Genomic DNA, 25,954 nt, shown 5'->3' with positions numbered 1-25,954 from the left:
GTTTCTATGACGTCTATCTATCTTGCCTCTGGTTCTCCGCGTCGTCAGGAGTTGCTCACTCAGTTGGGCGTCTCCTTTGAACGTATCGTTACGGGTATTGAAGAGAAACGTGCTGAGGGTGAAAGTGCTCAGCAGTATGTTTCCCGTCTGGCACGTGAAAAAGCGCAGGCTGGCGTGGTGCAAACGCCGCGTGACCTTCCGGTTCTGGGGGCGGATACCATCGTTATCCTTAACGGGGAAGTGGTGGAGAAACCGCATGACGCTGACCATGCAGCGCGAATGCTACGTAAAATGTCCGGGCAAACGCATCAGGTGATGACGGCCGTTGCGCTGGCGGACAGTCAAAACGTGCTGGATTGCCTGGTCGTGACGGACGTGACGTTCAGAGTGCTTACCGACGACGAGATCGCCGCTTACATTGCCAGCGGTGAACCGATGGATAAAGCAGGTGCATACGGTATTCAAGGGTTGGGTGGCTGTTTTGTCAGGAAGATTAATGGCAGCTATCACGCCGTAGTCGGCTTACCGCTGGTGGAAACGTATGAGTTGCTGAGCAATTTTAACTCACTGCGTGAGGGAAGGGATAATTATGACGGCTGAATTGTTGGTAAACGTAACGCCCTCGGAAACCCGTGTGGCCTACATTGATGGTGGCATTCTTCAGGAAATTCATATTGAGCGTGAAGCGCGACGCGGAATCGTAGGCAATATCTACAAAGGTCGTGTCAGTCGTGTACTACCGGGTATGCAGGCGGCTTTTGTAGATATTGGGCTCGATAAGGCGGCATTTCTTCATGCTTCCGACATCATGCCGCACACCGAATGTGTGGCAGGTGAAGAGCAAAAACAGTTTGCCGTCCGCGACATCTCCGAGCTGGTGCGTCAAGGCCAGGATCTGATGGTGCAGGTGGTGAAAGATCCGCTGGGTACTAAAGGTGCCCGCCTGACCACCGACATCACGTTACCTTCCCGTTACCTGGTCTTTATGCCGGGTGCATCGCACGTGGGGGTTTCCCAACGTATTGAGAGCGAAACCGAACGTGAACGTCTGAAAAAAGTCGTCAGCGCCTACTGCGACGAACAGGGCGGGTTTATCATCCGTACCGCCGCGGAAGGGATCAGCGAAGAAGACCTGGCATCCGATGCGGCCTACCTAAAGCGAGTCTGGACCAAAGTGATGGAGCGTAAAAAACGCAACCAGACCCGCTATCAGCTGTACGGTGAGCTGGCGCTCGCGCAGCGTGTTCTGCGTGATTTCGCCGACGCGCAACTTGACCGCATTCGCGTGGATTCCCGCCTGACCTATGAAGCCCTGCTGGAGTTTACCGCCGAGTACATCCCGGAAATGCCGGGCCTGCTGGAGCATTACTCTGGCCGCCAGCCGATTTTCGATCTCTATGATGTCGAAAACGAAATCCAGCGCGCGTTAGAGCGTAAGGTCGAGCTGAAATCCGGCGGCTATCTGATCATCGATCAGACCGAAGCGATGACGACCGTGGATATCAACACCGGGGCGTTTGTCGGCCATCGCAATCTGGATGACACCATCTTCAACACCAATATCGAAGCCACGCAGGCCATTGCTCGCCAGCTTCGTCTGCGCAATCTGGGCGGCATTATCATCATCGACTTTATCGATATGAGTAATGAAGACCATCGCCGTCGCGTGCTGCACTCGCTTGAGCAGGCGCTGAGTAAAGATCGCGTGAAAACCAGCATCAACGGCTTCTCTCAGCTGGGGCTGGTGGAAATGACCCGGAAACGGACGCGCGAAAGTGTGGAACATGTGCTGTGTAACGAGTGTCCAACCTGCCACGGACGCGGTACGGTAAAGACGGTTGAGACCGTCTGTTATGAAATCATGCGAGAAATCGTACGTGTCCATCATGCCTACGACTCAGACCGTTTTCTGGTCTATGCTTCCCCTGCGGTGGCGGAAGCCCTGAAAGGCGAAGAGTCGCACGCGCTGGCGGAAGTGGAAATCTTTGTCGGCAAGCAGGTAAAAGTACAAATCGAACCGCTCTATAACCAGGAGCAGTTTGACGTCGTGATGATGTAAACCGCAGTTCGCTGCGAGACCAAAGCTGACAAGGAGAGATGCGTGAGGCGATTGCCGGGGATTTTACTGCTTACAGGGGCAACGCTGGTCGTGATTGTCGCGTTGCTCGTGAGCGGGCTACGCCTCGTTCTGCCGCATCTGGATAGCTGGCGCCCGCAGGTGCTGGCGAAAATCGAATCCGCCACCGGCGTGCCGGTGGACGTAAGCCAGATCAGTGCGAGCTGGCAGAACTTCGGTCCAACGCTCGATGCGCGGGATATCAATGCCAGCCTGAAAGACGGCGGCCATCTGAAAATTAAACGCGTAACGCTGGCGCTGGATGTCTGGCAAAGCCTGCTGCATCTGCGCTGGCAGTTTCGCGATCTTACCTTCTGGCAACTCCAGTTCCTGACCAATACGCCGCTGCGCAGTGGCGAGGGCGATCAGGGACTGGAAACCAACCGCATCAGCGATCTCTTCCTGCGCCAGTTCGATCACTTTGATCTCCGCGACAGCGAGGTGAGCTTTATTACCCTTTCGGGGCAACGTGCCGAGCTGGCGATCCCACAGCTGACCTGGCTGAACGGTAAAGACCGTCATCGTGCCGAGGGACAGGTGAATCTCTCCAGCCTGAATGGGCAGCATGGCGTGATGCAGGTGCGTATGGATCTGCGTGACGACAATGGGTTACTGAACAACGGTAAGGTTTGGCTGCAGGCCGACGATGTGGATGTGAAACCCTGGCTGGGTGACTGGCTGCAGCAAAACATGCAGCTGGAAACCGCTCGTTTCAGCCTTGAAGGCTGGATGACGCTGACAAACGGGGAATTCGCCAGCGGCGACATCTGGCTGAAGCAGGGGGGGGCGAGCTGGAAAGCGGAGAACCAGCAGCATCAGCTTTCCGTGGATAATCTCACTGCGCACGTGACCCAAGAGAAAGAAGGCTGGCAGTTTGCTATTCCCGATACGCGAATCACCATGGACAACAAGCCGTGGCCACGCGGTGCGCTGACGCTGGCCTGGATGCCGGAACAGGATGTCGGCGGGGCAAGCAGCAAACGCAGTGACGAGCTACGTATTCGAGCCAGCAATCTGGATCTGACCGCCATCGAAGGGCTGCGCTCGATGGCCGCAAAACTCTCGCCTGACCTTGGTGAGATCTGGCTGGCCACGCAGCCGAGCGGAACGATCGACGCCCTGGGGCTGGACATCCCGCTTCAGGCGACGGAGAAAACGCGCTTCCAGGCCACATGGAAAGACCTTGCCTGGAAGCAGTGGAAACTACTGCCAGGCGCAGAACACTTCAGCGGCAAACTGGAAGGTAGCGTGGAAAACGGCAGGCTGACGGTCGATATGCACGACGCCAAAATGCCGTATGAAACCGTCTTCCGCGCCCCGCTGGAAATCGAGCATGGCAACGCTACGCTGAGCTGGCTTAAAAATGACAAAGGTTTTCAGCTTGATGGCCGCGATATTGATGTCAAAGCAAAAGCCGTACATGCACGCGGGGATTTCCGCTATCTGAAGCCCGAAGGCGATGAGCCGTGGCTGGGTATTCTTGCAGGGATCAGCACTAGCGACGGCTCGCAGGCCTGGCGCTACTTCCCGGAGAACCTGATGGGCAAAGCGCTGGTAGATTACCTGAGCGGCGCGATCCAGGGTGGGCAGGCGGATAATGCCACGCTGGCCTATGGCGGTAATCCGCATCTGTTCCCTTACAAGCATAATGAAGGCCAGTTCCAGGTGCTGGTGCCGCTGCACAACGCCACTTTTGCCTTCCAGCCGGGCTGGCCTGCGCTGAAAAATCTGGATATTGAACTCAACTTCCTCAATGACGGATTGTGGATGAAGTCAGACAGCGTTGCGCTGGGTGGCGTGACGGCCAGCAATCTGACGGCAAATATCCCGGACTATTCCAAAGAGAAGCTGCTTATTGATGCGGATATCAATGGCCCGGGCAAGGCGGTTGGGCCGTATTTTGAGGATACGCCGTTGGATGATTCACTGGGAGCCACCCTTCAGGAGCTACAGTTGGATGGCGATGTAAGTGCTCGCTTACATCTGGATATCCCGCTGGACGGTGAGATGACCACCGCGAAAGGCGATGTTCGTCTGAACAACAATAGCCTGTACATCAAACCGCTCGACAGCACGCTGAAAAACCTCACGGGGCAGTTTAGCTTCGTGAACGGCAACCTGAAGAGTGAGCCACTTAAAGCGAACTGGTTCAATCAGCCCGTCAATATTGATTTCTCAACCACCGAAGGGGAAAAGGCCTATCAGGTGGCGGTTAATCTGGATGCTAACTGGCAGCCTGCCAGAATGGATGTTTTGCCGAAGCCAATCGCGCAATCGGTGGATGGCGCCGTTTCCTGGAACGGTAAGGTCGCTATCGATCTGCCTTATCACGCCGGCGCCCACTATAAGGTCGATATCACTGGCGACCTGAAAAACATCAGCAGCCAGCTTCCCGCGCCGCTGGATAAACACGCCGGGCAGGCGCTGCCAGTGAAACTCAACGTTGATGGCAACCTCAATAGCTTCGCGCTGACCGGCAGCGCAGGCGAGACAAACCACTTCAACAGCCGCTGGCTGCTTAACCGTAAGCTTACGCTCGACAGGGCCATCTGGACGACTGACAGCCGCACCACGCCGCCGCTGCCTGAACAGGCAGGCATTGAACTTAACCTTCCGGCGATGGATGGTGCCGAATGGCTGGCGCTCTTCCAGAAAGGCGTGGGGCAGAACGTAGACGAGACCGCTCAGTTCCCGCAGACCATTACCCTGCGCACGCCTGCGCTGACGCTGGGCGGACAGCGGTGGAACAACCTGAGCATTGTCTCTCAGCCGACGAGCAACGGGACAAAGGTAGAGGCTCAGGGCAGGGAAATTAATGCCACGTTAAATATGCGCGATAACGCGCCGTGGCTGGCCGCGATCCGCTACCTCTACTACAACCCGACAGTCGCGAGCAGTCAAGACCAGGCCGCAGGCCCGTCGCCGTTCAGTAACGCTTCCCGCATTGATTTCAGCGGCTGGCCCGATCTGCAGCTACGCTGCGCTGAATGTTGGCTGTGGGGGCAAAAATACGGACGCATTGACGGAGATGTTGCTATCAAAGGCAATACGTTGAGCCTGACCGGTGGGCTGGTCGATACCGGCTTTGGCCGCCTGACGGCTGCGGGCGAATGGGTCAATAACCCAGGCGAGCAGCGCACCTCGCTGAAAGGCGACATCAAGGGCAACAAGCTGGACGCTGCGGCTAACTTCTTTGGCATCAGCACACCGCTTCGCGGCTCGTCATTTGACGTCAATTACGATCTGCACTGGCGCGCGGCACCGTGGAAGCCAGATGAAGCGTCGCTAAACGGCATCTTGAAAACGCACTTCGGCAAAGGTGAAATTGCCGATGTGAGCACCGGGCGCGCCGGGCAGATCCTGCGCCTGCTGAGTTTTGATGCCCTGCTACGCAAGCTGCGCTTCGATTTTAGCGACACCTTCAGCGAAGGTTTCTACTATGACTCCATTCGCAGTACGGCGTGGATCAAGGACGGCGTTCTGCACACTGACGACACGCTGGTCGATGGCCTGGAAGCGGATATCGCCATGAAAGGCTCGGTGAACCTCGTGCGTCGCGAGCTGGATATGGAAGCCGTGGTGGCGCCGGAAATTTCCGCAAGCGTGGGCGTTGCGGCGGCCTTTGTGGTGAACCCGATTGTCGGTGCGGCGGTGTTTGCCGCCAGTAAAGTGTTGGGGCCACTGTGGAGCGAGGTCTCGATTCTGCGCTACCGCATCACTGGTCCGATCGATAAACCGCAGATTAACGAGGTGCTGCGCCAGCCGCGCAAAGATGCACAGCAATGATTTGACGTGGGCAGGTAATTGCCTCACTCTCAATAAATACGATCTTTTTACCGCCACGGGCGGCAACGAACGAGTAGCAATACGATGAGTCTGAACCTGGTAAGTGAACATTTGCTCGCAGCGAACGGCCTGAGCCATCAGGACCTGTTCTCCATTCTTGGTCAACTGACCGAACGCCGTCTCGACTACGGCGATCTCTATTTCCAGTCGAGCTATCACGAATCCTGGGTTTTGGAAGACAGCATCATTAAAGATGGTTCTTATAACATCGATCAGGGCGTCGGCGTGCGTGCCGTCAGCGGCGAAAAAACCGGTTTTGCCTATGCCGATCAGATTAGCCTGGCTGCTCTGGAGCAGAGCGCGCAGGCCGCGCGTACTATCGTACGTGATACGGGTGATGGCCGCGTGAAAACCCTGGGTGAAGTGCAGCACGCTGCGCTGTACACCAGCATCGATCCGCTGCAGAGCATGAGCCGCGAAGAGAAGCTGGATATCCTGCGTCGCGTGGACAAAGTGGCGCGCGCTGCGGATAAACGCGTGCAGGAAGTGTCTGCCAGCCTGAGCGGCGTCTATGAACTGATTCTGGTGGCAGCGACTGACGGAACCCTGGCCGCTGATGTGCGTCCGCTGGTGCGTCTCTCCATTAGCGTACAGGTCGAAGACGACGGCAAGCGTGAGCGTGGCTCAAGCGGCGGCGGCGGTCGTTTTGGTTATGACTGGTTCCTTGGAGACGTCGGCGGTGAAGCGCGCGCTGACGCGTGGGCAAAAGAAGCCGTGCGTATGGCAATGGTGAATCTCTCAGCTGTCGCGGCTCCCGCGGGATCATTCCCGGTTGTTCTGGGCGCTGGCTGGCCGGGCGTGCTGTTGCACGAGGCGGTGGGCCACGGTCTGGAAGGAGACTTTAACCGTCGCGGGACGTCCGTATTCAGCGGTCAGATGGGGCAGCTCGTCTCCTCTGAACTGTGTACTGTAGTGGATGATGGCACCATGCTCGATCGTCGCGGCTCGATTTCTATCGACGACGAAGGTACGCCAGGCCAGTACAACGTGCTGATTGAAAACGGCGTGCTGAAAGGCTACATGCAGGACAAACTCAACGCGCGCCTGATGGGCGTTGCGCCGACGGGCAACGGCCGTCGTGAATCCTACGCGCACCTGCCGATGCCGCGCATGACCAACACCTATATGCTGCCGGGCCAGTCCACACCGCAGGAGATTATCGAATCCGTCGATTACGGGATCTTCGCGCCAAACTTTGGCGGCGGCCAGGTGGACATCACTTCCGGTAAGTTTGTTTTCTCCACGTCAGAAGCGTATCTGATCGAGAAAGGCAAAGTGACCAAAGCGGTGAAAGGCGCGACGCTGATTGGCTCCGGTATTGAAGCCATGCAGCAGATCTCCATGGTCGGTAACGATCTGAAGCTGGATAACGGCGTGGGCGTCTGCGGTAAAGAGGGCCAGAGCCTGCCGGTTGGCGTGGGCCAGCCAACGCTGAAAGTGGACAACCTGACGGTGGGCGGCACAGCCTGACCTGACCATGCATAAAAAAAGGCGCTACTGATGTAGCGCCTTTTTTTTAACGTAAGTTACCCAGCGGTATCTCCGGATCCGGCTCGTGAGTGATGCGATTACGCAAATCACGGCGAATGATTTCGATCGACCAGAACCAGACCAGATGGCCCACGATCTCTGACACGTGTTCATACCACGGCAGCTCAAACAGCGGTGGCGTCAGCCCCATCAGCGGGAAGGAGATCATATGAACAAAAAGCTGAGCTAACGCACCCGCCAGCAAACCCTGCCAAAGTTTAATTTTCGGGAAGACTTCAGCAACTACACAATAACCTACGGCGAACACGATTGAGAAAATAATATGTGTTACGCCAACCCAGTTAAATATATGCCCGGCAAATGTATAAACCGCCGCATTAGGATCGACGACGCCCAGCCAGTCGCGTAAAAAGACATAAGGTGGGTTTAAAAAATTGCGGGAACAGTCAATCTGACTTGCAGCCCGTAATAATTGCTCTGGCCCGCATGCGCCGGTAAATAAATCAGTCGGGCTGCGTGGCGGAAGCGGCACCTCGGCTCCCCATTTGACAAACGCGGAGACAATCCCGGCAATCAAACCAATGAACGCGGCGAGTCCATAGCGCCTGCGCGAAGGCGGTGTTTGTTCGAATATATTCATCTCTTTTCCTTGTTTAACGTCATCCTGCGAAATACATTTTATTATTCATGTTGGTAACAAATATATAACAGTCTGATGCTCAGACTGCTTATAAGGTAAAGGGCGGGTGGCGGAAGTGTCAATTAGCCATTCCTGAGAGGAGGGCGGAATTATTCCTGAATGAATGTGAGTATCATCCGGGAAATATTCATGCCAAATATTATTATGGCGATAACTTTATTACTCCTTTCTTCTGCCGCGCATCCCCTGAAAAAGCTCCGCCACTTCGACAAAATACTCGGTCAGATAGTTAATACACACCTGTACTTTGAGAGGCAGTTTGTCCTTCTCGGTATACAGAGCGTAGACCGGACGCGGATCGGACTGGTAACGCGGGAAGAGGATCTCCAGTACGCCGCTGTTGATCTCATTGATCACCCACATCAGCGGCACGTAAGCGATCCCGGCCCCGGCGACCAGCCAGCGGGAGATAGTCATCGGATCGTTGGTGACGAACCGGCCTTCCGGCAGCAGTTTAGTGGAGATCCCCTCCGGGGCAATCAGTTCGAATTCGTTGTCCGGGCGCACGCTGTATTCCAGCCACGAGTGGTTGCTGAGATCGGCAGGCTTCTCCGGAACGCCGTACTGCGCCAGATAGCTTTTTGAGGCGCAGACCACCATCGGCATGCTCCCCAGCCGACGCGAAAAGAGGCTTGAATCTTGTAATGCCCCGACGCGGATCACCACATCTAATCCGTCGGCGATCAGGTCCGGCGCAGGGGATGCCCGTCACCAGATTCACCGTTAAACCCGGATACTCTTTCAGCATTTCCGCCGTCATGGCAGCGAGAACATTTTGTGCCATAGTTGAAGAACACCCAATGCGCAGTGTGCCGATGGGGGTGTTATTGAAGGCGTAGAGCTGTTCGTGCACATCCTGCACTTCGTGCATCATTCTGCGGCAGCCCTGGTAATAAATTTTACCGGCTTCCGTCAGGCCAATGCTGCGGGTACTGCGGTTGAGCAGCTTCACCTGCAACTCATCTTCCAGTTTTGACACCGTCTGGCTGATGGAAGAGACACTCATCTGCAATTGACGCGCAGCGGCGGTAAATGAGCCGAGCTCCACCACTTTGGCGAAGACGGACATGCGTTTTAAACGTTCCATTGTTCACTCTGGCTTAAAAGTGATTTAGATCACATATTATAGATAACAGCATAACAGTTACGTTAATATATTATTAATTACATAATGGCTGCGCCATTCTCGCCCGGCGTTTCTTGCTCTCCTGCGATGGCGTGCGCTAAAAAAATCTGAAGCCTGCACTCTCTCTTATCAAGGTCAACATGAGTCTGTTTCCTGTAATCGTGGTGTTCGGTCTGTCGTTCCCACCGATATTTTTCGAGCTTCTTTTATCACTGGCGATCTTCTGGCTGGTGCGCAAGGTGCTGGTTCCTACCGGGATCTACGATTTCGTCTGGCACCCTGCATTGTTCAATACCGCGCTGTATTGCTGCCTGTTCTATCTGATATCGCGCATGTTTGTCTGAGGTTGATGTGAAAACGCTAATAAGAAAAGTCTCCCGCACTGCCATCACCATGGCGCTGGTCGTTCTGGCGTTTATCGCCATTTTCCGCGCCTGGGTTTATTACACTGAATCACCGTGGACGCGCGATGCGCGTTTCAGCGCCGATGTGGTGGCGATTGCCCCCGACGTGGCCGGTCTTATCACCGCGGTTAACGTCCACGATAACCAACTGGTGAAAAAAGATCAGGTTCTGTTCACTATTGACCAGCCCCGCTATCAAAAAGCGTTAGAAGAAGCGGAAGCGGACGTGGCCTATTACCAGGCGCTGGCTGCGGAGAAACGCCGTGAAGCCGGTCGCCGTAACCAACTGGGCGTTCAGGCAATGTCCCGCGAAGAGATTGACCAGTCCAACAACGTGCTGCAAACCGTGCTGCACCAGCTGGCGAAAGCGCAAGCAACGCGCGATCTGGCGAAGCTCGATCTCGAACGCACTGTGATCCGCGCGCCGTCCGATGGCTGGGTCACCAACCTGAACGTCTATGCCGGGGAATTCATTACCCGTGGCTCTACCGCCGTAGCGCTGGTTAATCAGCACTCTTTCTACGTGCTCGCCTATATGGAAGAGACCAAGCTGGAAGGGGTACGTCCAGGGTATCGCGCAGAGATCACGCCGCTCGGCAGCAACCGTGTGTTTAAAGGCACCGTCGACAGCGTTGCCGCAGGGGTGACTAACTCCAGCAGCTCTAACGATACCAAAGGGATGGCGACGGTGGATTCTAACCTGGAATGGGTCCGTCTGGCGCAGCGCGTGCCGGTACGTATCCATCTTGATGAGCAGCAGGGAAACCTGTGGCCTGCGGGCACCACGGCAACGGTGGTCATCACCGGGGAAAAAGACCGAGATGCCAGCCAGGACTCCATTTTCCGTAAAATCGCCCACCGCCTGCGCGAGTTTGGTTAATCGTTATGGGTATCTTTTCCATCGCCAGCCAGCACATTCGCTTCGCCGTGAAGCTGGCATGTGCCATCGTGCTGGCGCTGTTTGTCGGTTTTCACTTCCAGCTGGAAACGCCCCGTTGGGCGGTGCTGACGGCAGCTATCGTTGCGGCTGGCCCCGCCTTTGCCGCGGGCGGTGAACCCTACTCTGGCGCGATCCGCTACCGCGGTATGCTGCGTATCGTCGGGACGTTTATCGGCTGTTTCGCCGCGCTCACCATCATTATTTTGATGATCCGCACCCCTCTGCTGATGATCATGGTGTGCTGTATCTGGGCAGGGTTCTGCACCTGGGTCTCGTCGCTGGTCAAAGTTGAAAACTCCTACGCATGGGGGCTGGCGGGCTATACCGCGCTGATCATTGTCATCACCATTCAGTCCGAACCGCTGCTTGCGCCGCAGTTTGCGGTTGAACGCTGCAGCGAGATTGTGATTGGTATCGTCTGCGCGATCGTTGCGGACCTGCTTTTCTCCCCGCGCTCCATCAAGCAAGAAGTGGACCGTGAGCTCGACGCGCTGATTGTTGCCCAGTACCAGCTGATGCAGTTGTGCATCAAGCACGGTGACAGCGAAGAGGTCGATAAAGCGTGGAGCGGCCTGGTGCGCCGCACACAGGCGCTGGAGGGGATGCGCAGCAACCTCAATATGGAATCTTCACGCTGGGAACGCGCCAACCGTCGCCTGAAAGCGATCAATACCGTTTCCTTAACGCTGATCACCCAGGCGTGCGAAACCTATCTGATTCAGAATACCCGCCCGGAGGTGGTAACGGACACGTTCCGTGAGCTCTTTGACGAGCCGGTCGAAACGGTGCAAGACGTGCACCGACAGCTCAAACGCATGCGTCGCGTTATCGCCTGGACGGGGGAGCGCGATACGCCGGTGACGATTTATACCTGGGTTGGGGCCGCGACGCGTTACCTGCTGCTTAAGCGTGGTGTGACGGGTAATACCAAAATCAGCGCGGCGGAAGAAGAGGTGCTGCAGGGCGAAGTGGTGATTAAGCCGGAATCCGCCGAGCGCCATCATGCCATGGTCAACTTCTGGCGTACCACGCTGGCCTGCATGCTCGGCACGCTGTTCTGGCTGTGGACCGGCTGGACGTCCGGTAGCGGTGCGATGGTCATGATTGCCGTCGTTACCGCACTGGCGATGCGTCTGCCCAACCCGCGCATGGTCGCTATCGATTTTCTCTACGGCACCATTGCCGCACTGCCCATTGGTGCGCTCTACTTCCTGGTGATTATTCCATCGACGCAGCAAAGCATGCTTCTGCTCTGCATTAGCCTGGCGGTAATGGCATTCTTTATTGGGATAGAAGTGCAGAAGCGCCGTCTGGGATCGCTGGGGGCGCTGGCCAGTACCATTAACATTATTGTGCTGGATAACCCGATGACTTTCCATTTCAGCCAGTTCCTCGACAGCGCGTTAGGTCAGCTGGTGGGCTGTTTCCTGGCGATGATGGTGATTCTGCTGGTGCGGGATAACTCTCAGGCGCGGACCGGTCGTGTGCTGTTGAATCAGTTTGTTTCGGCTGCCGTATCATCCATGACAACCAACGCCGCACGCCGTAAAGAGAACCACCTTCCGGCGCTTTATCAGCAGCTGTTCCTGCTGCTCAATAAATTTCCGGGGGACGTTGCCAGGTTCCGTCTGGCATTAACCATGATCATCGCGCACCAGCGCCTGCGGAATGCGCCTGTGCCGGTTAACGATGATCTGTCTGCCTTTCACCGCCAGTTGCGCCACACGGCCGACCATGTGATCGCGGCGTCCAGTGATGACAAACGACGTCGCTATTTTAAACAGCTGCTTGAAGAGTTAGACATCTACCAGGAGAAGCTTAAGGTCTGGAACGCGCCGCCTCAGGTAACCGAGCCGGTTGGGCGATTGGTCTTCATGCTGCATCGCTACCAGAGTGTCCTGACTGACAATTAAGTGAGCTTAAAAACCGACGCCAAAAGCGTCGGTTTTTTTGTGGCTATACTTAGTTCTGCAGGCTCTTACATTCAGGAAGGGAGGACACATGACTACCCAGGCTCTCCAGGACAACATTCTTTTTCAAAACGGATATCTTGTTAACGGCATCTGGAAAACACTCGACACTACGTTTGACGTGCTGAACCCGGCGACAGGTGAGGTGATCGCCAAAGTGGCGAAAGCCGGTAAAGCGGAAACCGAAGAAGCGATTGCCGCCGCGACCAAAGCCTTCCCCGCGTGGCGTGCCAAAACCGCGAAGGAGCGTTCGACGATCCTCTACCGCTGGTATGAGCTGATTATCGAAAACAAAAGCTGGCTTGGACGGCTAATGACCACCGAACAGGGCAAGCCCCTGAAAGAAGCCGAGGGCGAAGTGGAGTATGCCGCCAGCTTTATCCAGTGGTTTGCTGAGCAGGCCAAGCGCGCGAACGGTGAAATTATCCCTCCGGTTAAACCCGGCTCCCGCATTCTGGCGACCCGCGAACCTATCGGCGTGGTTGCCGCCATTACGCCGTGGAACTTCCCTATGGCGATGCTCACCCGCAAGCTCGGTCCGGCGTTGGCCGCAGGCTGTACCGGCGTGATCAAACCCGCCAACAATACTCCGCTGAGCGCTTTTGCACTGCTCACACTGGCGAAGCAGGCCGGTGTGCCAGACGGCGTACTCAATGCGGTGGCGGGCAATACGCATGAAATCAGCGACGCCATCATGGCCAGCCATGATGTGCGCAAAATGTCGTTCACCGGGTCAACCTCTGTGGGGAAAACCCTGGTGCGCAACGCTGCCGAGACGATGAAGAAAGTGTCAATGGAGCTGGGGGGCAATGCGCCCTATATCGTTTTTGAGGATGCGGATATTGATGCAGCCGTTAAGGGCGCGATTGCGAACAAGTTTCGCAATGCCGGGCAGGTCTGCGTCAGCGTAAACCGTTTTTATATTCAGGAAACGGTCTATGACAAGTTTGTGAACCAGCTCGCCGATGCGGTAAAGGCATTGAAAGTCGGCAACGGTCTGGAAGAGGGCGTCGTTGTTGGCCCGCTGATTGACGGTTCCGCCGTCGATAAAGTACGCGAACATGTGGAAGATGCCGTTGCAAAAGGCGCCACGGTGCTGGCAGGCGGCAAAGCGCATTCCCTCGGCGGCAACTTCTGGGTGCCCACGGTACTCGGTGATTGTCATGAAGGAATGAAGCTGGCGGAAGAGGAGACGTTTGGCCCGGTGGCAGCCTGCTTCCGGTTTACGTCGGAAGATGAAGTGATTATGCGCGCCAACAACACGCCTTACGGGCTGGCAGCCTATTTCTACACTCAGAATCTGTCGCGCGTGTTCCGCGTCTCACAGGCGATTGAAAGCGGGATGATTGGGATTAACGAGTGTGCCGTCTCCACCGAACTGGGACCGTTTGGCGGCGTAAAAGAGTCCGGGCTGGGGCGCGAAGGTTCCGTGCTGGGGCTGGAAGAGTTTCTGGAAGTCAAAACCCTGCATATCGGGGGATTATAATAGACAGGGCGGCATATTCCGCCCGCCTGTACCGGGTGGCTGGCAATGAAAACGTATACCTTTGATTTTGACGAAATCGACAGTCAGGACGACTTTTATCGAGAATTTACCCGGGTATTCAACCTGGAGCGGGAAAGCGTCACCAATCTGGATACGCTGTGGGATGTGGTTACCGGCAGTCAGTTGCCCTTACCGCTGGAGATCGAGTTCATTCATTTGCCCGACAAGCTGCGCAGACGCTTTGGCGCGCTGATCCTGCTGTTTGATGAAGCCGAAGAAGAGCTGGAAGGACAGTTGCGTTTTAATGCGCGACATTAAAAAAAAGCCCCTGACCGTGAGGCCAGGGGCAAGTCGTATGCGCAGATACGACGAGGGTTTATTTATACAGTTCAGCAGTTGCGTGCCAGGTGTCACCGCTACGCGCCTCGATGATGCGATAAGAGGATGCACCTTTTTCTTCCGCTTTCTTGTTCAGCATCTCATGCATATCCATCGGAGACGTACCGACCGCGCCAATAGACACCGTGCCGATTGCCTCACGGGATTGCGCCTGATCTGCGTTGATGGAATCAGCCGCAAAAGCGCCGAATGACAGGACAGACAGGATACTCAGAGCCGCTACAGTAGTTTTGATTTTCATGATTCTTTACCTCGTCGAATTTTTTAGTGGGGTCTTGCTTTGTGACCCTCATCACAAAATCAAGTATACACTAATAACGTGATAAATTAATACCAGACTAATTGTTTCATGTGTTATTGCGTGTTAACGGATAAGATTTATATAACCAAAATGCATAAAAATGGTTACTTTATCATCAATTCGTGATGCTAAAGTCAATAAAATCATACGGATATAGTACTTTGATATTTTGTGCGGTTTTGCGCCTTAGTATTCACCAGGTGAATGTTAGTGGCTGGTAAAAAGCACTATTTGTCAAAGTAAAAGGCAGTAGAAAAAAGGGGATAACGTAACGGGGGCAGAACAATCCCCGCAGCAGGCCGCGGGGAGGAGGATTACAGTTCCTGTTCGAACAGGACCAGAATCGCTTCGTAGAGATCTTTCACCGAAAAACCGTTTGCCGGGGTGGTAAAGATGGTGTCATCACCGGCGATGGTGCCGAGGATACCTTCCGCTTTACCTAATGAGTCCAGCAGGCGAGCAATCAGCTGCGCCGCGCCCGGGCTGGTGTGGATAACCACTACGGCATCGTTATAGTCGATGTCGAGGACCAGGTTCTTCAGCGGGCTGGAGGTGGTCGGCACGCCAAGTTCAGCAGGCAGGCAATAGACCATTTCCATTTTGGCATTGCGGGTACGCACTGCGCCAAACTTGGTTAACATACGGGAGACTTTCGACTGATTGATGTTTTCGAAGCCTTGTTCCTGCAACGCCTGAACAATTTCTCCCTGAGAACTGAATTTCTCTTCTTTGAGTAGCGCTTTAAACGCCTTCACTAATTCTTCTTGCTTAGACGAGCTTCGCATAAGTCACCCGGAATATGACGATAGAAACAACATTATTATGCATGTGGATGAATTTTTATGCAAACTATCTACCTGGTGCCAGGCTGAAATAATGTTATGAAAGGGAGCGATTTTATCAGATTTCGTTATCGGAAAACATGCCTGGGTCACGCCGCGCAAATAAGCTTAAAAGTAAATTAAATGTTATCAAAATGATGTTGTTTTGGTGGCGTGGCAAGGTGTATTGTAACCACCTCTTATTTCGTTGCTGCCCGCTGCCCGATAGCATTCAGGCGAAGGTGAAAGACGCGCGACCTCAAATTCTTTAGCTACGAAAATTGTAATTATTTACTCGCTGAATTATGGTCGCCGCAACGGAGTTACAGATACTTAAAGTTAACCATAATAAGGAGTTTAGGATGAAAGTTGCAGTCCTCGGCGCTGCTGGTGGTATCGGCCAGGCGCTTGCCCTACTACTGAAAACCCAACTGCCTTCAGGCTCAGAACTCTCCCTGTACGATATTGCTCCGGTAACCCCAGGTGTGGCGGTTGACCTGAGCCACATCCCGACCGCTGTGAAAATCAAAGGCTTCTCCGGTGAAGATGCGCGCCCTGCGCTGCAGGGTGCTGACGTCGTACTGATCTCTGCGGGTGTGGCACGTAAACCTGGTATGGATCGTTCTGACCTGTTTAACGTCAACGCGGGCATCGTGAAAAACCTGGTTCAGCAGATCGCTGAAATCTGCCCGAAAGCCTGTATCGGTATCATCACTAACCCGGTGAACACCACCGTCGCTATCGCAGCAGAAGTGCTGAAGAAAGCGGGTGTTTACGACAAGAATAAACTGTTCGGCGTGACCACGCTGGATATCATCCGTTCAAACACCTTCGTCGCTGAGCTGAAAGGCAAGCAGCCAACGGAAGTGGAAGTGCCGGTTATCGGTGGTCACTCTGGCGTGACGATCCTGCCTCTGCTGTCGCAGATCCCAGGCGTGAGCTTCACCGAGCAGGAAGTGGCTGACCTGACTAAACGCATCCAGAACGCGGGCACCGAAGTGGTGGAAGCGAAGGCGGGTGGCGGATCAGCAACCCTGTCTATGGGTCAGGCGGCGGCGCGTTTCGGTCTGTCTCTGGTTCGTGCTCTGCAGGGCGAGAAAAATGTTGTTGAATGCGCTTACGTTGAAGGCGACGGCGAACACGCTCGCTTCTTCTCTCAGCCGCTGCTGCTGGGCAAAAACGGTATTGAAGAGCGTAAATCCATTGGTACGCTGAGCGCGTTTGAACAAAACGCGATGGAAGGCATGCTGGATACGCTGAAGAAAGATATCACTCTGGGCGAAGAGTTCGTTAACAAGTAAAACGTTCTCTCCCTTTGTAGTCCGGGTAAGCGTAAGCGCTACCCGGCAAAAAAAACCGAAGCCTGTGCTTCGGTTTTTTTATACACATCAGTTTGTCGCCGGGTATTCCTGAATCGTCACCTGAATCGTCAGCTTCTTATCATTCCGCATGACTTCAACAGGGATGATTGAGCCAGGTCGGATTTCCGCCACCTGATCCATCGTTTCGAGAGCAGAAACTGCTGGCGTGCCATTAACCGACACAATGACATCATTAACCTGAATACCCGCATTAGCGGCCGGGCCACCTGGCGACACTTCATTCACCACAATCCCCTGAATCTGGTCGATCCCACCGCCCTGGGTATGCATCGGCGCAATTTCACGTCCACCAATACCAATGTAGCCACGGATCACGCGCCCGTCGCGAATGAGCTTGTCCATGATCTTGGTTGCCAGCTGGAATGGAATCGCAAAACCAATCCCTTCCGGCGTCTCGCCATCGTTACTCTTATCGAACGAGAGGGTGTTGATGCCCATGAGCTCACCCAGTGAGTTCACCAGCGCGCCGCCGGAGTTACCGTGGTTGATAGAGGCATCGGTCTGAAGGAAATTCTGCCGCCCAGACGGGTTCAGGCCGATTCGACCGGTGGCGCTGATAATCCCCTGGGTAATGGTCTGGCCCAGGTTGTACGGGTTACCTATCGCCAACACGACGTCGCCAATATGTGGCGTGCGTTTACGGTTGATCGGAATGGTGGGCAGGCCGCCCGTGGCGTTGATCTTAAGAACCGCCAGGTCGGTCAGGCTGTCCGAGCCCACGAGTAACGCTTCAAATACGCGACCATCCTGCAAGGCGACGATAATCTGGTCGGCATCGTTAATCACGTGCTTGTTGGTAATGATGTAGCCACGTTCATCCATAATTACGCCGGAGCCGAGCGTGCGGATCTCCAGCTGGTTATGGGCCGAGGTATTCAGTCCTCGGTTATAAACGTTGACCACGGCGGGTGCGGCACGGCGAACAGCCTGATTGTAAGTGGCAGGCGTTTCATCCGTACTGTCAAACTGGGGGGCCGTCAGTTTGTTGAACTGACGCAAAGACGGCATAGCCACCAACAGCAGGGCAGCAACGATCAAACCGATAGCAATGGAACGAAAGAGCTTTAAAAGCATGATGCGCGTGTCGTTAAAAAATGAACGGTTTGCAGCATAACATGAGTTATCCGGACATCACATGCAGCGGTGATGTCCGGGGTCGCAAATGCTTAGCGCAATAAAATATAGATAGTCTCTTTGCCACGCATAACCTGCAGGGCAATGACCGTTGGCTTACTTTCCAGCACCTTGCGCATTTCTGCAATAGATTGCACGCGAGTGCGGTTCACGCCGATGATGACATCATCCTGATGCAATCCCGCCTGTGCGGCAGGGCTGCTCTTCTCGACGGTATCAATAGTAATGCCTTTCGTGCCGTCTTTTAGCTGGCCGTCGCTCAACGTCGCGCCTTGCAGGGCCGGGGCGATCAGCTCCGCGCTGGCGGAAGAGGAGGTGCTCTTATCCAGCGTGACTTCAACGTCCAGCGGTTTGCCGTCGCGAATCAAACCGAGTTTCACTTTGGCGCCAGGCTCGGTGGTGGCAATGCGAGAACGCAGTTCTGCGAAGCTGTTCAGCGGTTTATCGTTCAGGCTGACGATGACATCGCCGGATTTCACGCCTGCTTTCGCCGACCCGGAATTTGGCAGCACTTCGCTGACAAACGCGCCGCGCTGGACGTTGACGTTAAAGGCTTTGGCGATATCCGCGCTCATCTCCATCCCTTTGATGCCCAGCAGTCCACGTTTGACTTCACCAAACTGAATGAGCTGTTGAGACAGGGTTTTGGCCATATTGCTCGGTATGGCAAAGCCAATCCCGATACTGCCGCCGCCGGGCGCGAGGATCGCCGTGTTGATACCAATAAGCTCACCGTTCAGGTTGAGCAGGGCACCACCCGAGTTACCGCGGTTAATAGACGCGTCGGTTTGAATAAAGTTTTCCAGCCCTTCCAGGTTCAGGCCGCTGCGCCCAAGTGCGGAGACGATCCCGGAGGTGGCAGTCTGGCCCAGGCCGAAAGGGTTACCGACGGCGACGGCAAAATCGCCCACGCGCAGCGTGTCGGAGTCCGCAATGGTAATCTGCGTCAGGTTGCTGGGTTTTAGGATCTGCAGCAGCGCAATATCGCTCTGGTCATCGCCGCCGATCAGTTTGGCGTCAAATTCGCGGCCATCATTGAGCTGGACGCTGATCTTATCCGCCTGACTGATCACGTGGTTGTTGGTCAGGATATAGCCCTTGGCCGCATCAATGATCACCCCAGAGCCCAGTCCTTCAAATGGCTGCGCCTGCTGGTCGGGAGATTCATCACCGAAGTATTTCTTCAGTTCTTCCGGCACGCGCTGGCTTTGCCGCGCGGTGCCTTCGACCTGGACGCTGACCACGGCGGGCAGCACTTTTTCCAGCATCGGCGCGAGGCTAGGAATGGCTGCCTGTCCCGGCACCTGCGAAGGCAGTGCCGCGTGGGCAGGAAAGGACGCCGAGAGAGATAACCCGACACTTAACGCTAAAGCGCTCAACAGCTGGTTTTTTTTCTTCATTGATGCTGACTCTCGTATCCTGGAATGAAAGAAGAACGGCCCAAAAACATCTTGATGTTATTGAATTTTCAACCGCTGAACAATGAGGTGTTTGACTAAATAATAGCTGGGGACGGGAAGAAAGGACGGGCGCAAGAGATGCGCCCGTAAAATTTATTCATGTTTTGCGATTAATCGCGTTTTGCGCCACCGCGCAGCAGGCCGGACGCGCCGTCCGAATAGTCGCGTGGCATCTGAACCGGAGCCTGATCGTTACCCGCTTCAGAGTCTGCCAGACGGTTGCGGAACGGGTTCGTTTCTGCGGTCATTTCCGGCAGCAGGCTGCTGGAGCTTTTCGCCATGTGTTGATACAGCTGGCGATAGTCAGTCGCCATGTTGTCCAGCAGCTCGGCGCTACGGGCAAAGTGGCTGACCAGCTCTTCACGATACTCTTCCAGTTCGGCTTTGTTCTTTTCCAGTTCGTACTGCAGTGACTGCTGCTGACGCAATTTGCGATTACCGAAACGCATGGCCACAGCACCGATGACGATGCCGACGACTAAACCGATTAGCGCATATTCCCAGGTCATGAACTTCTCCCGTTGTCTTGTTGTTCCGTAGGGTGTTGGCTCGGCTCCGGCCTGTGCCTGATATTGCCACTATAACCGCTATTTCTTCAGAAGTGGAATCCTGACGTATCATCGCGTAGTGTAGAACGGCCTTTTTTTCATCAGTCGCGCCTGCTGATGAGTCATAACCGAAGGAATAACAATAAGATTATGCAAAGCCTGTCACCCTCATCGCGTTACCAACTGGCCCTGAACGAGGGCTCACATCAGCCGGATGACGTCCAGCGTGAAGCGGTTAATCGCCTGGATACGATTTATCAGGAGCTCACAGCGAAACCCGCAGAGGCGGTGCAAAGCGGTGGGCTGAAGGCGGCGTTCGGTCGGTTGTTGGGAAAAAAAGAACTTCAGGTTAACGCGTCGGTACGTGGCTTATATATGTGGGGGGGCGTCGGGCGCGGTAAAACCTGGCTGATGGACATGTTCTACCAGAGCCTGCCGGGCACGCGTAAACAGCGCCTGCATTTTCACCGCTTCATGCTGCGGGTTCACGAAGAGCTGACGGCATTGCAGGGCAAAAGCGATCCGCTGGAGATTGTGGCCGACCGCTTTAAGGCGGAGACGGACGTACTCTGCTTTGACGAATTTTTTGTTTCCGATATTACGGATGCGATGCTGCTGGGCGGGTTGATGAAAGCGCTGTTTGCGCGTGGGATTACGCTCGTGGCGACCTCGAACATCCCGCCGGACGAGCTGTACCGCAATGGTTTGCAGCGCGCGCGCTTCCTGCCCGCTATCGATGCGATAAAACAGCATTGCGACATCATGAACGTCGACGCGGGCGTGGATTACCGCCTGCGCACGCTGACTCAGGCTCATTTGTGGCTTTCGCCGTTGAACGCAGAAACCACAAATCAGATGGATAAACTGTGGCTGGCGCTGGCGGGGGCAAAACGTGAGCGCGCCCCGGAACTCGAGATTAACCATCGTCCCTTACAAACTCAGGGCGTAGAAAATCAAACCTTGGCCGTCTCCTTTGCGACACTCTGCGTCGATGCCCGCAGCCAGCATGATTACATCGCGCTTTCGCGCCTGTTCCACACCGTGATGGTGCTGGATGTGCCGGTGATGACGCGCCTGATGGAAAGCGAAGCGCGACGCTTCATTGCGCTGGTGGACGAGTTTTACGAGCGCCACGTTAAGCTGGTGGTCAGCGCCGAGGTTCCTTTATATGAGATTTACCAGGGCGAGCGGCTGAAGTTTGAGTTCCAGCGCTGCCTGTCGCGCCTGCAGGAGATGCAGAGCGAGGAATACCTCAAGCTGGAGCATATGCCGTAACAAATGCCACCCTATCCCCGTGGGAGTGGGGCTGGGGGGGAGGGCATCAGGACTTAACAAACGCCACCCTCTCCCTGTGGGAGAGGGGCTGGGGGTGAGGGCACCAGACCGCACAATATCTAACCCCGAAAAACCCATTCCAAATCGCATTTAAGGGTCGATCTTTGACCTCAACTTCTCTATAATCTTGCGACCCCACGTTACGAGAAGGTTTTTTTCCCGAAACTTTCTATGTGTCGGCATGTGCTATTCGAAGGGGTAGGTTTGCCGGACTTTGTCGTGTGAGCCTCAACTGACTAAACGTTTGGGTGTTCACCAACGTGTAACTTATTATTTGGGTAAGCTTTTAATGAAAACTTTTACAGCTAAACCAGAAACCGTACAGCGCGACTGGTATGTTGTTGACGCGACCGGTAAAACTCTGGGCCGTCTGGCTACTGAACTGGCTCGTCGCCTGCGCGGTAAGCATAAAGCGGAATACACTCCGCACGTTGATACCGGTGATTACATCATCGTTCTGAACGCTGATAAAGTTGCTGTAACCGGCAACAAGCGTACTGACAAAGTGTACTATCACCACACTGGCCACATCGGTGGTATCAAAGAAGCGACCTTTGAAGAGATGATTGCTCGCCGTCCTGAGCGTGTGATTGAAATCGCGGTTAAAGGCATGCTGCCAAAAGGCCCGCTGGGTCGTGCTATGTTCCGTAAACTGAAAGTTTACGCAGGCAACGAGCACAACCACGCGGCACAGCAACCGCAAGTTCTTGACATCTAATCGGGATTATAGGCAATGGCTGAAAATCAATACTACGGCACTGGTCGCCGCAAAAGTTCCGCAGCTCGCGTGTTCATCAAACCGGGCAGCGGTAAAATCGTAATCAACCAACGTTCTCTGGAACAGTACTTCGGTCGTGAAACTGCCCGCATGGTAGTTCGCCAGCCGCTGGAACTGGTTGATATGGTAGAAAAACTGGATCTGTACATCACCGTTAAAGGTGGTGGTATCTCCGGTCAGGCAGGTGCGATCCGTCACGGTATCACCCGCGCTCTGATGGAGTACGACGAATCCCTGCGTTCTGAACTGCGTAAAGCTGGCTTCGTTACTCGTGACGCGCGTCAGGTTGAACGTAAGAAAGTGGGTCTGCGTAAAGCACGTCGTCGTCCACAGTTCTCCAAACGTTAATCCATTCTGCTTACGCAGAACGATTGGCGAAAAACCCGCTTCGGCGGGTTTTTTTATGGATAATGCGTAGGTTGTCCACAACATGAGTTGATATATCTCCTCTTTTTCCACATTTCCAGAATCCCCTCACCACAAAGCCATCAAAATCTGGTAAACTATCATCCAATTTTCTGCCCAAATATCGGTGAATACTCGATTTTTGTTCGATTCTTGAACAATGTGTTTTCTCTGGGATGGGCAATACATCATCTGGCTGGCCCTGGTGGGCCGGTAGCAGTAAAATTCTGAATATACCTGGAGGTTTTCATGGCTGTCGCTGCCAACAAACGTTCGGTAATGACGCTGTTTTCTGGTCCTACTGACATTTATAGCCATCAGGTTCGTATCGTGCTGGCCGAGAAGGGTGTCAGTTTTGAGATCGAGCATGTGGAAAAGGATAACCCGCCTCAGGATCTGATCGATCTCAACCCGAGCCAGAGCGTACCAACGCTGGTGGATCGCGAGCTGACCCTGTGGGAATCCCGTATCATTATGGAATACCTGGATGAGCGTTTCCCGCATCCGCCACTGATGCCTGTTTACCCTGTTGCGCGTGGTGAAAGCCGCCTGTACATGCAGCGTATCGAAAAAGACTGGTATACGCTGATGAACGTTATCGTTAACGGTACGTCGTCTGAAGCGGATGCTGCACGTAAACAACTGCGTGAAGAGCTGCTGGCAATCGCACCAGTCTTTGGTCAGAAGCCTTTCTTCCTGAGCGATGAGTTCAGCCTGGTCGATTGCTACCTTGCACCGCTGCTGTGGCGTCTGCCTACGCTGGGTGTTGAGTTCAGCGGTCCTGGTGCGAAAGAGCTGAAAGGCTACATGACGCGCGTATTTGAACGCGACTCTTTCCTGGCTTCTCTGACTGAGCCGGAACGTGAAATGCGTCTCGGCCGAGGCTAATGACTGTGGAAATGTCACAACTTTCCCCACGCCGTCCGTATCTGCTGCGCGCCTTCTATGAATGGCTGCTGGATAACCAGCTCACGCCGCACCTGGTTGTGGATGTGACGTTGCCGGACGTGCAGGTACCTATGGAATATGCACGTGACGGACAGATCGTGTTGAACATTGCGCCGCGCGCGGTGGGTAACCTGGAGCTGGCAAACGACGAAGTGCGCTTTAACGCGCGTTTCGGCGGCGTGCCGCGTCAGGTTTCTGTGCCGCTGGCTGCCGTGCTGGCTATCTACGCGCGTGAAAACGGCGCGGGTACCATGTTCGAGCCGGAAGCGGCTTATGACGAAGACGTTGCCAGCCTGAATGATGACGATGCAACCGAAGAGCGCGAAAGCGACACGGTGATGTCCGTTATTGATGGTGACAAACCGGATCACCAGGATGATAACGATCCGGATGACGATCCGCCGCCGCGCGGGGGGCGCCCTGCCCTCAGAGTGGTAAAATAACGTATTCATCCGTTATAAAATCCAGCCCTCGTCAGTCGGCTGGATTTTTTTGTTATTGATGTAAATATTCTGTTGCTTGCCGGGAGAATATTTTTTTCCTGTATAGGTTTGTATGAAATTTAAACAATGCAATGCATTATTCCAAATGAAAGATATTTTGGAATAACGTTGTGTTCGTAATAACTTAACGCAAGCAATATTCATTGTGAATATAAATAGCCTGTAAAGGACTTGCATAACCTGTTTTATAAAATCCATCTATAGTTTGAGTAAATCTAAAAAGAATAATTAATAAACCTAAATTGCATGTATTTAGGATTTCTATATTATCGCCACATGCTTTCTGCATACGGGGATGATAGCGACAAACATGGATTGTTTACGTCGGTATTGTATTTGCTATGACTCATAAGTTAAGGATTAACTCATGAATAAAATTCTATTGGCTGCAACATTATTCCTTTGCGTAAATTCCACGTTTGCATCCGAAACCGCGATACTTAAAATTAGAGGAACGCTGACAAGCTCCGCCTGTACGCCTGAATTTAGCAATGGCGGTGTAGTGGACTACGGCAACATCCGCTTGGGTGAATTATCATCCACCGCCGTGAACCAGCTTGGGCAAAGGAATATCGATCTCACGATTACCTGTACGGCAGCAACAAAAGTTGCCTGGAATTTGATAGACGATCGCGCCGATTCTAACGCGGGTTTAACCGTCTCTACCGGGACGTTTACGGGTGGGGCACAGAGTGCGACTAACCAGACTTACGGGGTTGGAAAAGCAGGCACGATAAACATTGGCTCATACGCCATGTTCATGAACGTAAACAGCGTCACGGCTGACGGAAAATCGGCCGATCCTATATATCAACAGAATGGTTCAACAACCTGGGCTAAGAGCAATGATGGTTCAAGCCAGGGTGAGAATAATCGCAATATTACTGTCGCATTATCAGGAAGTGTCGATCCGCTTGCTTTCCAGACAGCAACATTTCCGCTGGTAACATCTTTGGCTATTCAAAATACCACGACGCTGGGTATTACCGATGATACCCGACTGGATGGTCAGTTGACGATCAGTCTTAAATATCTGTAATTTTTTCAAATTTAAAGTGAGTTAAATTTAACCCCGAGAGGACACTATTTCTCTCACCAAGAAGCGCCATAAACACGGAGTGTTAGGTAGTGCTTTCAAGGAATATATTTATGACATACTCTAAAACTGTTTTAATTAAAACGCTCGCTGCAGCTGCCTTGTTCACTGCACAGTTTGCTGTACATGCCGCAGGTATGGTGCCAGAAACCAGTCTGCTGGTGATTGATGAAGCGACCCACAGCGGGACCATCAACGTTAAAAACACCGATAGCCATCCGTCGCTGCTGTACACCGATGTGGTGGATCTCCCGGACGATCAAGGTCTGAAACTCGTCACCACCCAGCCAGTGGTTCGTCTTGAGCCCGGACAAACTCAGCAGCTGCGCTTTATTCTGCAAACCAGCAAACCGCTGGACGTTGAACATTACAAGCGCGTGACCTTTGAAGGCATCCCACCGAAAAGTGACGATAACAAAGTCAAAATTGGCATCAATATTCGTCAGGATCTGCCGGTGCTGATTCGCCCTGCGAAGCTGGCTGTGGTAACGGATGCCTGGAAGTACCTCGACTGGACCGCTTCAGGCACCTCCGTCACGGTGAAAAACCCGAGCAAATACGTGGTACGCCTGGCACAGAACGTGGTGCTGCAGCCTTCAGGCATCAGCGGTTCGCTTGCCAAAACCTACATCTTACCCGGTGAAACCATGACGGTTTCGATGGGCAAATCCGTCAGTGGCAATAACAACGTTAAATTCTTCCCCGCCAGCCGCTATGGCGTTGAAGTCCCCAGCTTTATCTCGGATCTCAATAAAAAATAAAGGA

23 protein-coding genes and 1 pseudogene are annotated in these 25,954 nt (G+C 54.0%); 17 read left to right on the top strand and 7 right to left on the bottom strand.

The window, feature by feature from the left end; all coding sequences use genetic code 11:
- Window positions 1-6 precede the first annotated feature (6 nt).
- The 4 genes from ENTMO_RS0121805 (at window position 7) to tldD (ending at window position 7,432) form a co-directional block, all read left to right on the top strand.
- Entirely contained in the window at window positions 7-600 is a 594-nt protein-coding gene (locus tag ENTMO_RS0121805; protein ID WP_010436158.1) for a Maf family protein, read from the top strand.
- The gene (gene rng / locus ENTMO_RS0121800) at window positions 590-2,059 is read left to right on the top strand and encodes a ribonuclease G (RefSeq protein WP_010436156.1); all 1,470 of its coding nucleotides are present in this window, start codon (window positions 590-592) and stop codon (window positions 2,057-2,059) included. The genes ENTMO_RS0121805 and rng overlap by 11 nt, the downstream gene beginning before the upstream one ends.
- Before the next feature lie 42 nt (window positions 2,060-2,101).
- The gene (gene yhdP, locus ENTMO_RS0121795; protein ID WP_010436153.1) at window positions 2,102-5,902 is read left to right on the top strand and encodes an AsmA2 domain-containing protein YhdP; all 3,801 of its coding nucleotides are present in this window, start codon (window positions 2,102-2,104) and stop codon (window positions 5,900-5,902) included.
- A gap of 84 nt (window positions 5,903-5,986) precedes the next feature.
- On the top strand, window positions 5,987-7,432 hold the full coding sequence (gene tldD, locus ENTMO_RS0121790) for a metalloprotease TldD (protein ID WP_010436151.1): 1,446 nt from the start codon (window positions 5,987-5,989) through the stop codon (window positions 7,430-7,432).
- Between the two features lie 46 nt (window positions 7,433-7,478).
- Here tldD and ENTMO_RS0121785 read toward each other — a convergent pair whose 3' ends face one another.
- Both ENTMO_RS0121785 and aaeR read right to left on the bottom strand, forming a co-directional pair.
- Window positions 7,479-8,093, bottom strand: coding sequence for a YagU family protein (locus ENTMO_RS0121785; protein WP_010436150.1), 615 nt, complete (start codon window positions 8,091-8,093; stop codon window positions 7,479-7,481).
- A 219-nt stretch (window positions 8,094-8,312) separates the two neighbouring features.
- Window positions 8,313-9,240 (bottom strand): annotated as a pseudogene (aaeR, locus tag ENTMO_RS24435) (HTH-type transcriptional activator AaeR).
- A 179-nt stretch (window positions 9,241-9,419) separates the two neighbouring features.
- On the opposite strand from aaeR, the gene aaeX reads away from it, so the two are divergent.
- From aaeX to ENTMO_RS0121755, 5 genes are all read left to right on the top strand, one after another.
- The gene (gene aaeX, locus ENTMO_RS0121775; RefSeq protein WP_003860416.1) at window positions 9,420-9,623 is read left to right on the top strand and encodes a p-hydroxybenzoic acid efflux pump operon protein AaeX; all 204 of its coding nucleotides are present in this window, start codon (window positions 9,420-9,422) and stop codon (window positions 9,621-9,623) included.
- Between the two features lie 7 nt (window positions 9,624-9,630).
- The gene (gene aaeA, locus ENTMO_RS0121770; protein WP_010436143.1) at window positions 9,631-10,563 is read left to right on the top strand and encodes a p-hydroxybenzoic acid efflux pump subunit AaeA; all 933 of its coding nucleotides are present in this window, start codon (window positions 9,631-9,633) and stop codon (window positions 10,561-10,563) included.
- Window positions 10,564-10,568: 5 nt separating this feature from the next.
- Complete coding sequence (gene aaeB / locus ENTMO_RS0121765; RefSeq protein ID WP_010436142.1) at window positions 10,569-12,536, top strand: p-hydroxybenzoic acid efflux pump subunit AaeB; 1,968 nt, start codon at window positions 10,569-10,571, stop codon at window positions 12,534-12,536.
- An 88-nt stretch (window positions 12,537-12,624) separates the two neighbouring features.
- Window positions 12,625-14,079, top strand: a complete 1,455-nt coding sequence (locus tag ENTMO_RS0121760) for an NAD-dependent succinate-semialdehyde dehydrogenase (protein WP_010436140.1) — start codon at window positions 12,625-12,627, stop codon at window positions 14,077-14,079.
- Window positions 14,080-14,124: 45 nt separating this feature from the next.
- Window positions 14,125-14,397, top strand: a complete 273-nt coding sequence (locus ENTMO_RS0121755) for a barstar family protein (RefSeq protein WP_010436138.1) — start codon at window positions 14,125-14,127, stop codon at window positions 14,395-14,397.
- Window positions 14,398-14,455: 58 nt separating this feature from the next.
- On the opposite strand, the gene yhcN is transcribed toward ENTMO_RS0121755, so the two are convergent.
- Both yhcN and argR read right to left on the bottom strand, forming a co-directional pair.
- Entirely contained in the window at window positions 14,456-14,719 is a 264-nt protein-coding gene (yhcN, locus tag ENTMO_RS0121750; RefSeq protein WP_010436136.1) for a peroxide/acid stress response protein YhcN, read from the bottom strand.
- A gap of 374 nt (window positions 14,720-15,093) precedes the next feature.
- A complete protein-coding gene (gene argR, locus ENTMO_RS0121745) occupies window positions 15,094-15,564 on the bottom strand; it encodes a transcriptional regulator ArgR (protein WP_010436133.1) in 471 nt (156 codons plus the stop codon).
- 398 nt (window positions 15,565-15,962) lie between these two features.
- On the opposite strand from argR, the gene mdh reads away from it, so the two are divergent.
- A complete protein-coding gene (gene mdh / locus ENTMO_RS0121740; RefSeq protein ID WP_010436131.1) occupies window positions 15,963-16,901 on the top strand; it encodes a malate dehydrogenase in 939 nt (312 codons plus the stop codon).
- A gap of 87 nt (window positions 16,902-16,988) precedes the next feature.
- Here the strand turns inward: mdh and degS are convergent, their stop codons facing one another.
- The 3 genes from degS to zapG all read right to left on the bottom strand — a co-directional run bounded on the left by degS (window position 16,989) and on the right by zapG (window position 20,085).
- Window positions 16,989-18,056 (bottom strand): outer membrane-stress sensor serine endopeptidase DegS, encoded by a 1,068-nt coding sequence (gene degS / locus ENTMO_RS0121735; protein ID WP_010436129.1) that lies wholly within the window; start codon window positions 18,054-18,056, stop codon window positions 16,989-16,991.
- 92 nt (window positions 18,057-18,148) lie between these two features.
- Window positions 18,149-19,516 carry a serine endoprotease DegQ gene (gene degQ / locus ENTMO_RS0121730; RefSeq protein ID WP_010436128.1) on the bottom strand — a complete coding sequence of 456 codons (1,368 nt, stop codon included), beginning with the start codon at window positions 19,514-19,516 and terminating at the stop codon, window positions 18,149-18,151.
- Window positions 19,517-19,686: 170 nt separating this feature from the next.
- Window positions 19,687-20,085 (bottom strand): Z-ring associated protein ZapG, encoded by a 399-nt coding sequence (gene zapG, locus ENTMO_RS0121725; RefSeq protein ID WP_010436126.1) that lies wholly within the window; start codon window positions 20,083-20,085, stop codon window positions 19,687-19,689.
- A gap of 189 nt (window positions 20,086-20,274) precedes the next feature.
- On the opposite strand from zapG, the gene zapE reads away from it, so the two are divergent.
- The 7 genes from zapE (at window position 20,275) to ENTMO_RS0121690 (ending at window position 25,950) form a co-directional block, all read left to right on the top strand.
- The gene (gene zapE, locus ENTMO_RS0121720; RefSeq protein ID WP_010436123.1) at window positions 20,275-21,399 is read left to right on the top strand and encodes a cell division protein ZapE; all 1,125 of its coding nucleotides are present in this window, start codon (window positions 20,275-20,277) and stop codon (window positions 21,397-21,399) included.
- A 349-nt stretch (window positions 21,400-21,748) separates the two neighbouring features.
- Window positions 21,749-22,177: a 50S ribosomal protein L13 gene (gene rplM, locus ENTMO_RS0121715; protein ID WP_006178824.1), complete on the top strand. Its 429-nt coding sequence runs from the start codon at window positions 21,749-21,751 to the stop codon at window positions 22,175-22,177.
- A gap of 15 nt (window positions 22,178-22,192) precedes the next feature.
- Entirely contained in the window at window positions 22,193-22,585 is a 393-nt protein-coding gene (rpsI, locus tag ENTMO_RS0121710) for a 30S ribosomal protein S9 (protein WP_003860436.1), read from the top strand.
- A gap of 306 nt (window positions 22,586-22,891) precedes the next feature.
- Window positions 22,892-23,530 carry a stringent starvation protein SspA gene (gene sspA, locus ENTMO_RS0121705; RefSeq protein ID WP_010436114.1) on the top strand — a complete coding sequence of 213 codons (639 nt, stop codon included), beginning with the start codon at window positions 22,892-22,894 and terminating at the stop codon, window positions 23,528-23,530.
- Between the two features lie 5 nt (window positions 23,531-23,535).
- Window positions 23,536-24,033 carry a ClpXP protease specificity-enhancing factor gene (gene sspB, locus ENTMO_RS0121700; protein ID WP_010436112.1) on the top strand — a complete coding sequence of 166 codons (498 nt, stop codon included), beginning with the start codon at window positions 23,536-23,538 and terminating at the stop codon, window positions 24,031-24,033.
- 427 nt (window positions 24,034-24,460) lie between these two features.
- A complete protein-coding gene (locus ENTMO_RS0121695; protein ID WP_010436110.1) occupies window positions 24,461-25,132 on the top strand; it encodes a DUF1120 domain-containing protein in 672 nt (223 codons plus the stop codon).
- Window positions 25,133-25,242: 110 nt separating this feature from the next.
- Window positions 25,243-25,950: a fimbria/pilus chaperone family protein gene (locus ENTMO_RS0121690; RefSeq protein WP_010436107.1), complete on the top strand. Its 708-nt coding sequence runs from the start codon at window positions 25,243-25,245 to the stop codon at window positions 25,948-25,950.
- Window positions 25,951-25,954: the final 4 nt, after the last annotated feature.

Origin of the sequence: Enterobacter mori LMG 25706, assembly GCF_000211415.1 — a bacterium.
GTDB lineage: Bacteria > Pseudomonadota > Gammaproteobacteria > Enterobacterales > Enterobacteriaceae > Enterobacter > Enterobacter mori.
This window is presented reverse-complemented; position numbering and strand designations above follow the sequence as displayed.

What these genes read in the sequence shown, in the direction of transcription:
- ENTMO_RS0121760 (WP_010436140.1), top strand. Translation starts at nt 12,625, where the DNA reads ATGACTACCCAGGCTCTCCAGGACAACATTCTTTTTCAAAACGGATAT.
- degS (WP_010436129.1), bottom strand. Translation starts at nt 18,056, where the DNA reads ATGCTTTTAAAGCTCTTTCGTTCCATTGCTATCGGTTTGATCGTTGCT.
- sspA (WP_010436114.1), top strand. Translation starts at nt 22,892, where the DNA reads ATGGCTGTCGCTGCCAACAAACGTTCGGTAATGACGCTGTTTTCTGGT.
- argR (WP_010436133.1), bottom strand. Translation starts at nt 15,564, where the DNA reads ATGCGAAGCTCGTCTAAGCAAGAAGAATTAGTGAAGGCGTTTAAAGCG.
- zapG (WP_010436126.1), bottom strand. Translation starts at nt 20,085, where the DNA reads ATGACCTGGGAATATGCGCTAATCGGTTTAGTCGTCGGCATCGTCATC.
- rpsI (WP_003860436.1), top strand. Translation starts at nt 22,193, where the DNA reads ATGGCTGAAAATCAATACTACGGCACTGGTCGCCGCAAAAGTTCCGCA.
- aaeB (WP_010436142.1), top strand. Translation starts at nt 10,569, where the DNA reads ATGGGTATCTTTTCCATCGCCAGCCAGCACATTCGCTTCGCCGTGAAG.
- rplM (WP_006178824.1), top strand. Translation starts at nt 21,749, where the DNA reads ATGAAAACTTTTACAGCTAAACCAGAAACCGTACAGCGCGACTGGTAT.
- degQ (WP_010436128.1), bottom strand. Translation starts at nt 19,516, where the DNA reads ATGAAGAAAAAAAACCAGCTGTTGAGCGCTTTAGCGTTAAGTGTCGGG.
- ENTMO_RS0121805 (WP_010436158.1), top strand. Translation starts at nt 7, where the DNA reads ATGACGTCTATCTATCTTGCCTCTGGTTCTCCGCGTCGTCAGGAGTTG.
- aaeX (WP_003860416.1), top strand. Translation starts at nt 9,420, where the DNA reads ATGAGTCTGTTTCCTGTAATCGTGGTGTTCGGTCTGTCGTTCCCACCG.
- rng (WP_010436156.1), top strand. Translation starts at nt 590, where the DNA reads ATGACGGCTGAATTGTTGGTAAACGTAACGCCCTCGGAAACCCGTGTG.
- tldD (WP_010436151.1), top strand. Translation starts at nt 5,987, where the DNA reads ATGAGTCTGAACCTGGTAAGTGAACATTTGCTCGCAGCGAACGGCCTG.
- ENTMO_RS0121755 (WP_010436138.1), top strand. Translation starts at nt 14,125, where the DNA reads ATGAAAACGTATACCTTTGATTTTGACGAAATCGACAGTCAGGACGAC.
- zapE (WP_010436123.1), top strand. Translation starts at nt 20,275, where the DNA reads ATGCAAAGCCTGTCACCCTCATCGCGTTACCAACTGGCCCTGAACGAG.
- ENTMO_RS0121695 (WP_010436110.1), top strand. Translation starts at nt 24,461, where the DNA reads ATGAATAAAATTCTATTGGCTGCAACATTATTCCTTTGCGTAAATTCC.
- mdh (WP_010436131.1), top strand. Translation starts at nt 15,963, where the DNA reads ATGAAAGTTGCAGTCCTCGGCGCTGCTGGTGGTATCGGCCAGGCGCTT.
- ENTMO_RS0121690 (WP_010436107.1), top strand. Translation starts at nt 25,243, where the DNA reads ATGACATACTCTAAAACTGTTTTAATTAAAACGCTCGCTGCAGCTGCC.
- ENTMO_RS0121785 (WP_010436150.1), bottom strand. Translation starts at nt 8,093, where the DNA reads ATGAATATATTCGAACAAACACCGCCTTCGCGCAGGCGCTATGGACTC.
- yhcN (WP_010436136.1), bottom strand. Translation starts at nt 14,719, where the DNA reads ATGAAAATCAAAACTACTGTAGCGGCTCTGAGTATCCTGTCTGTCCTG.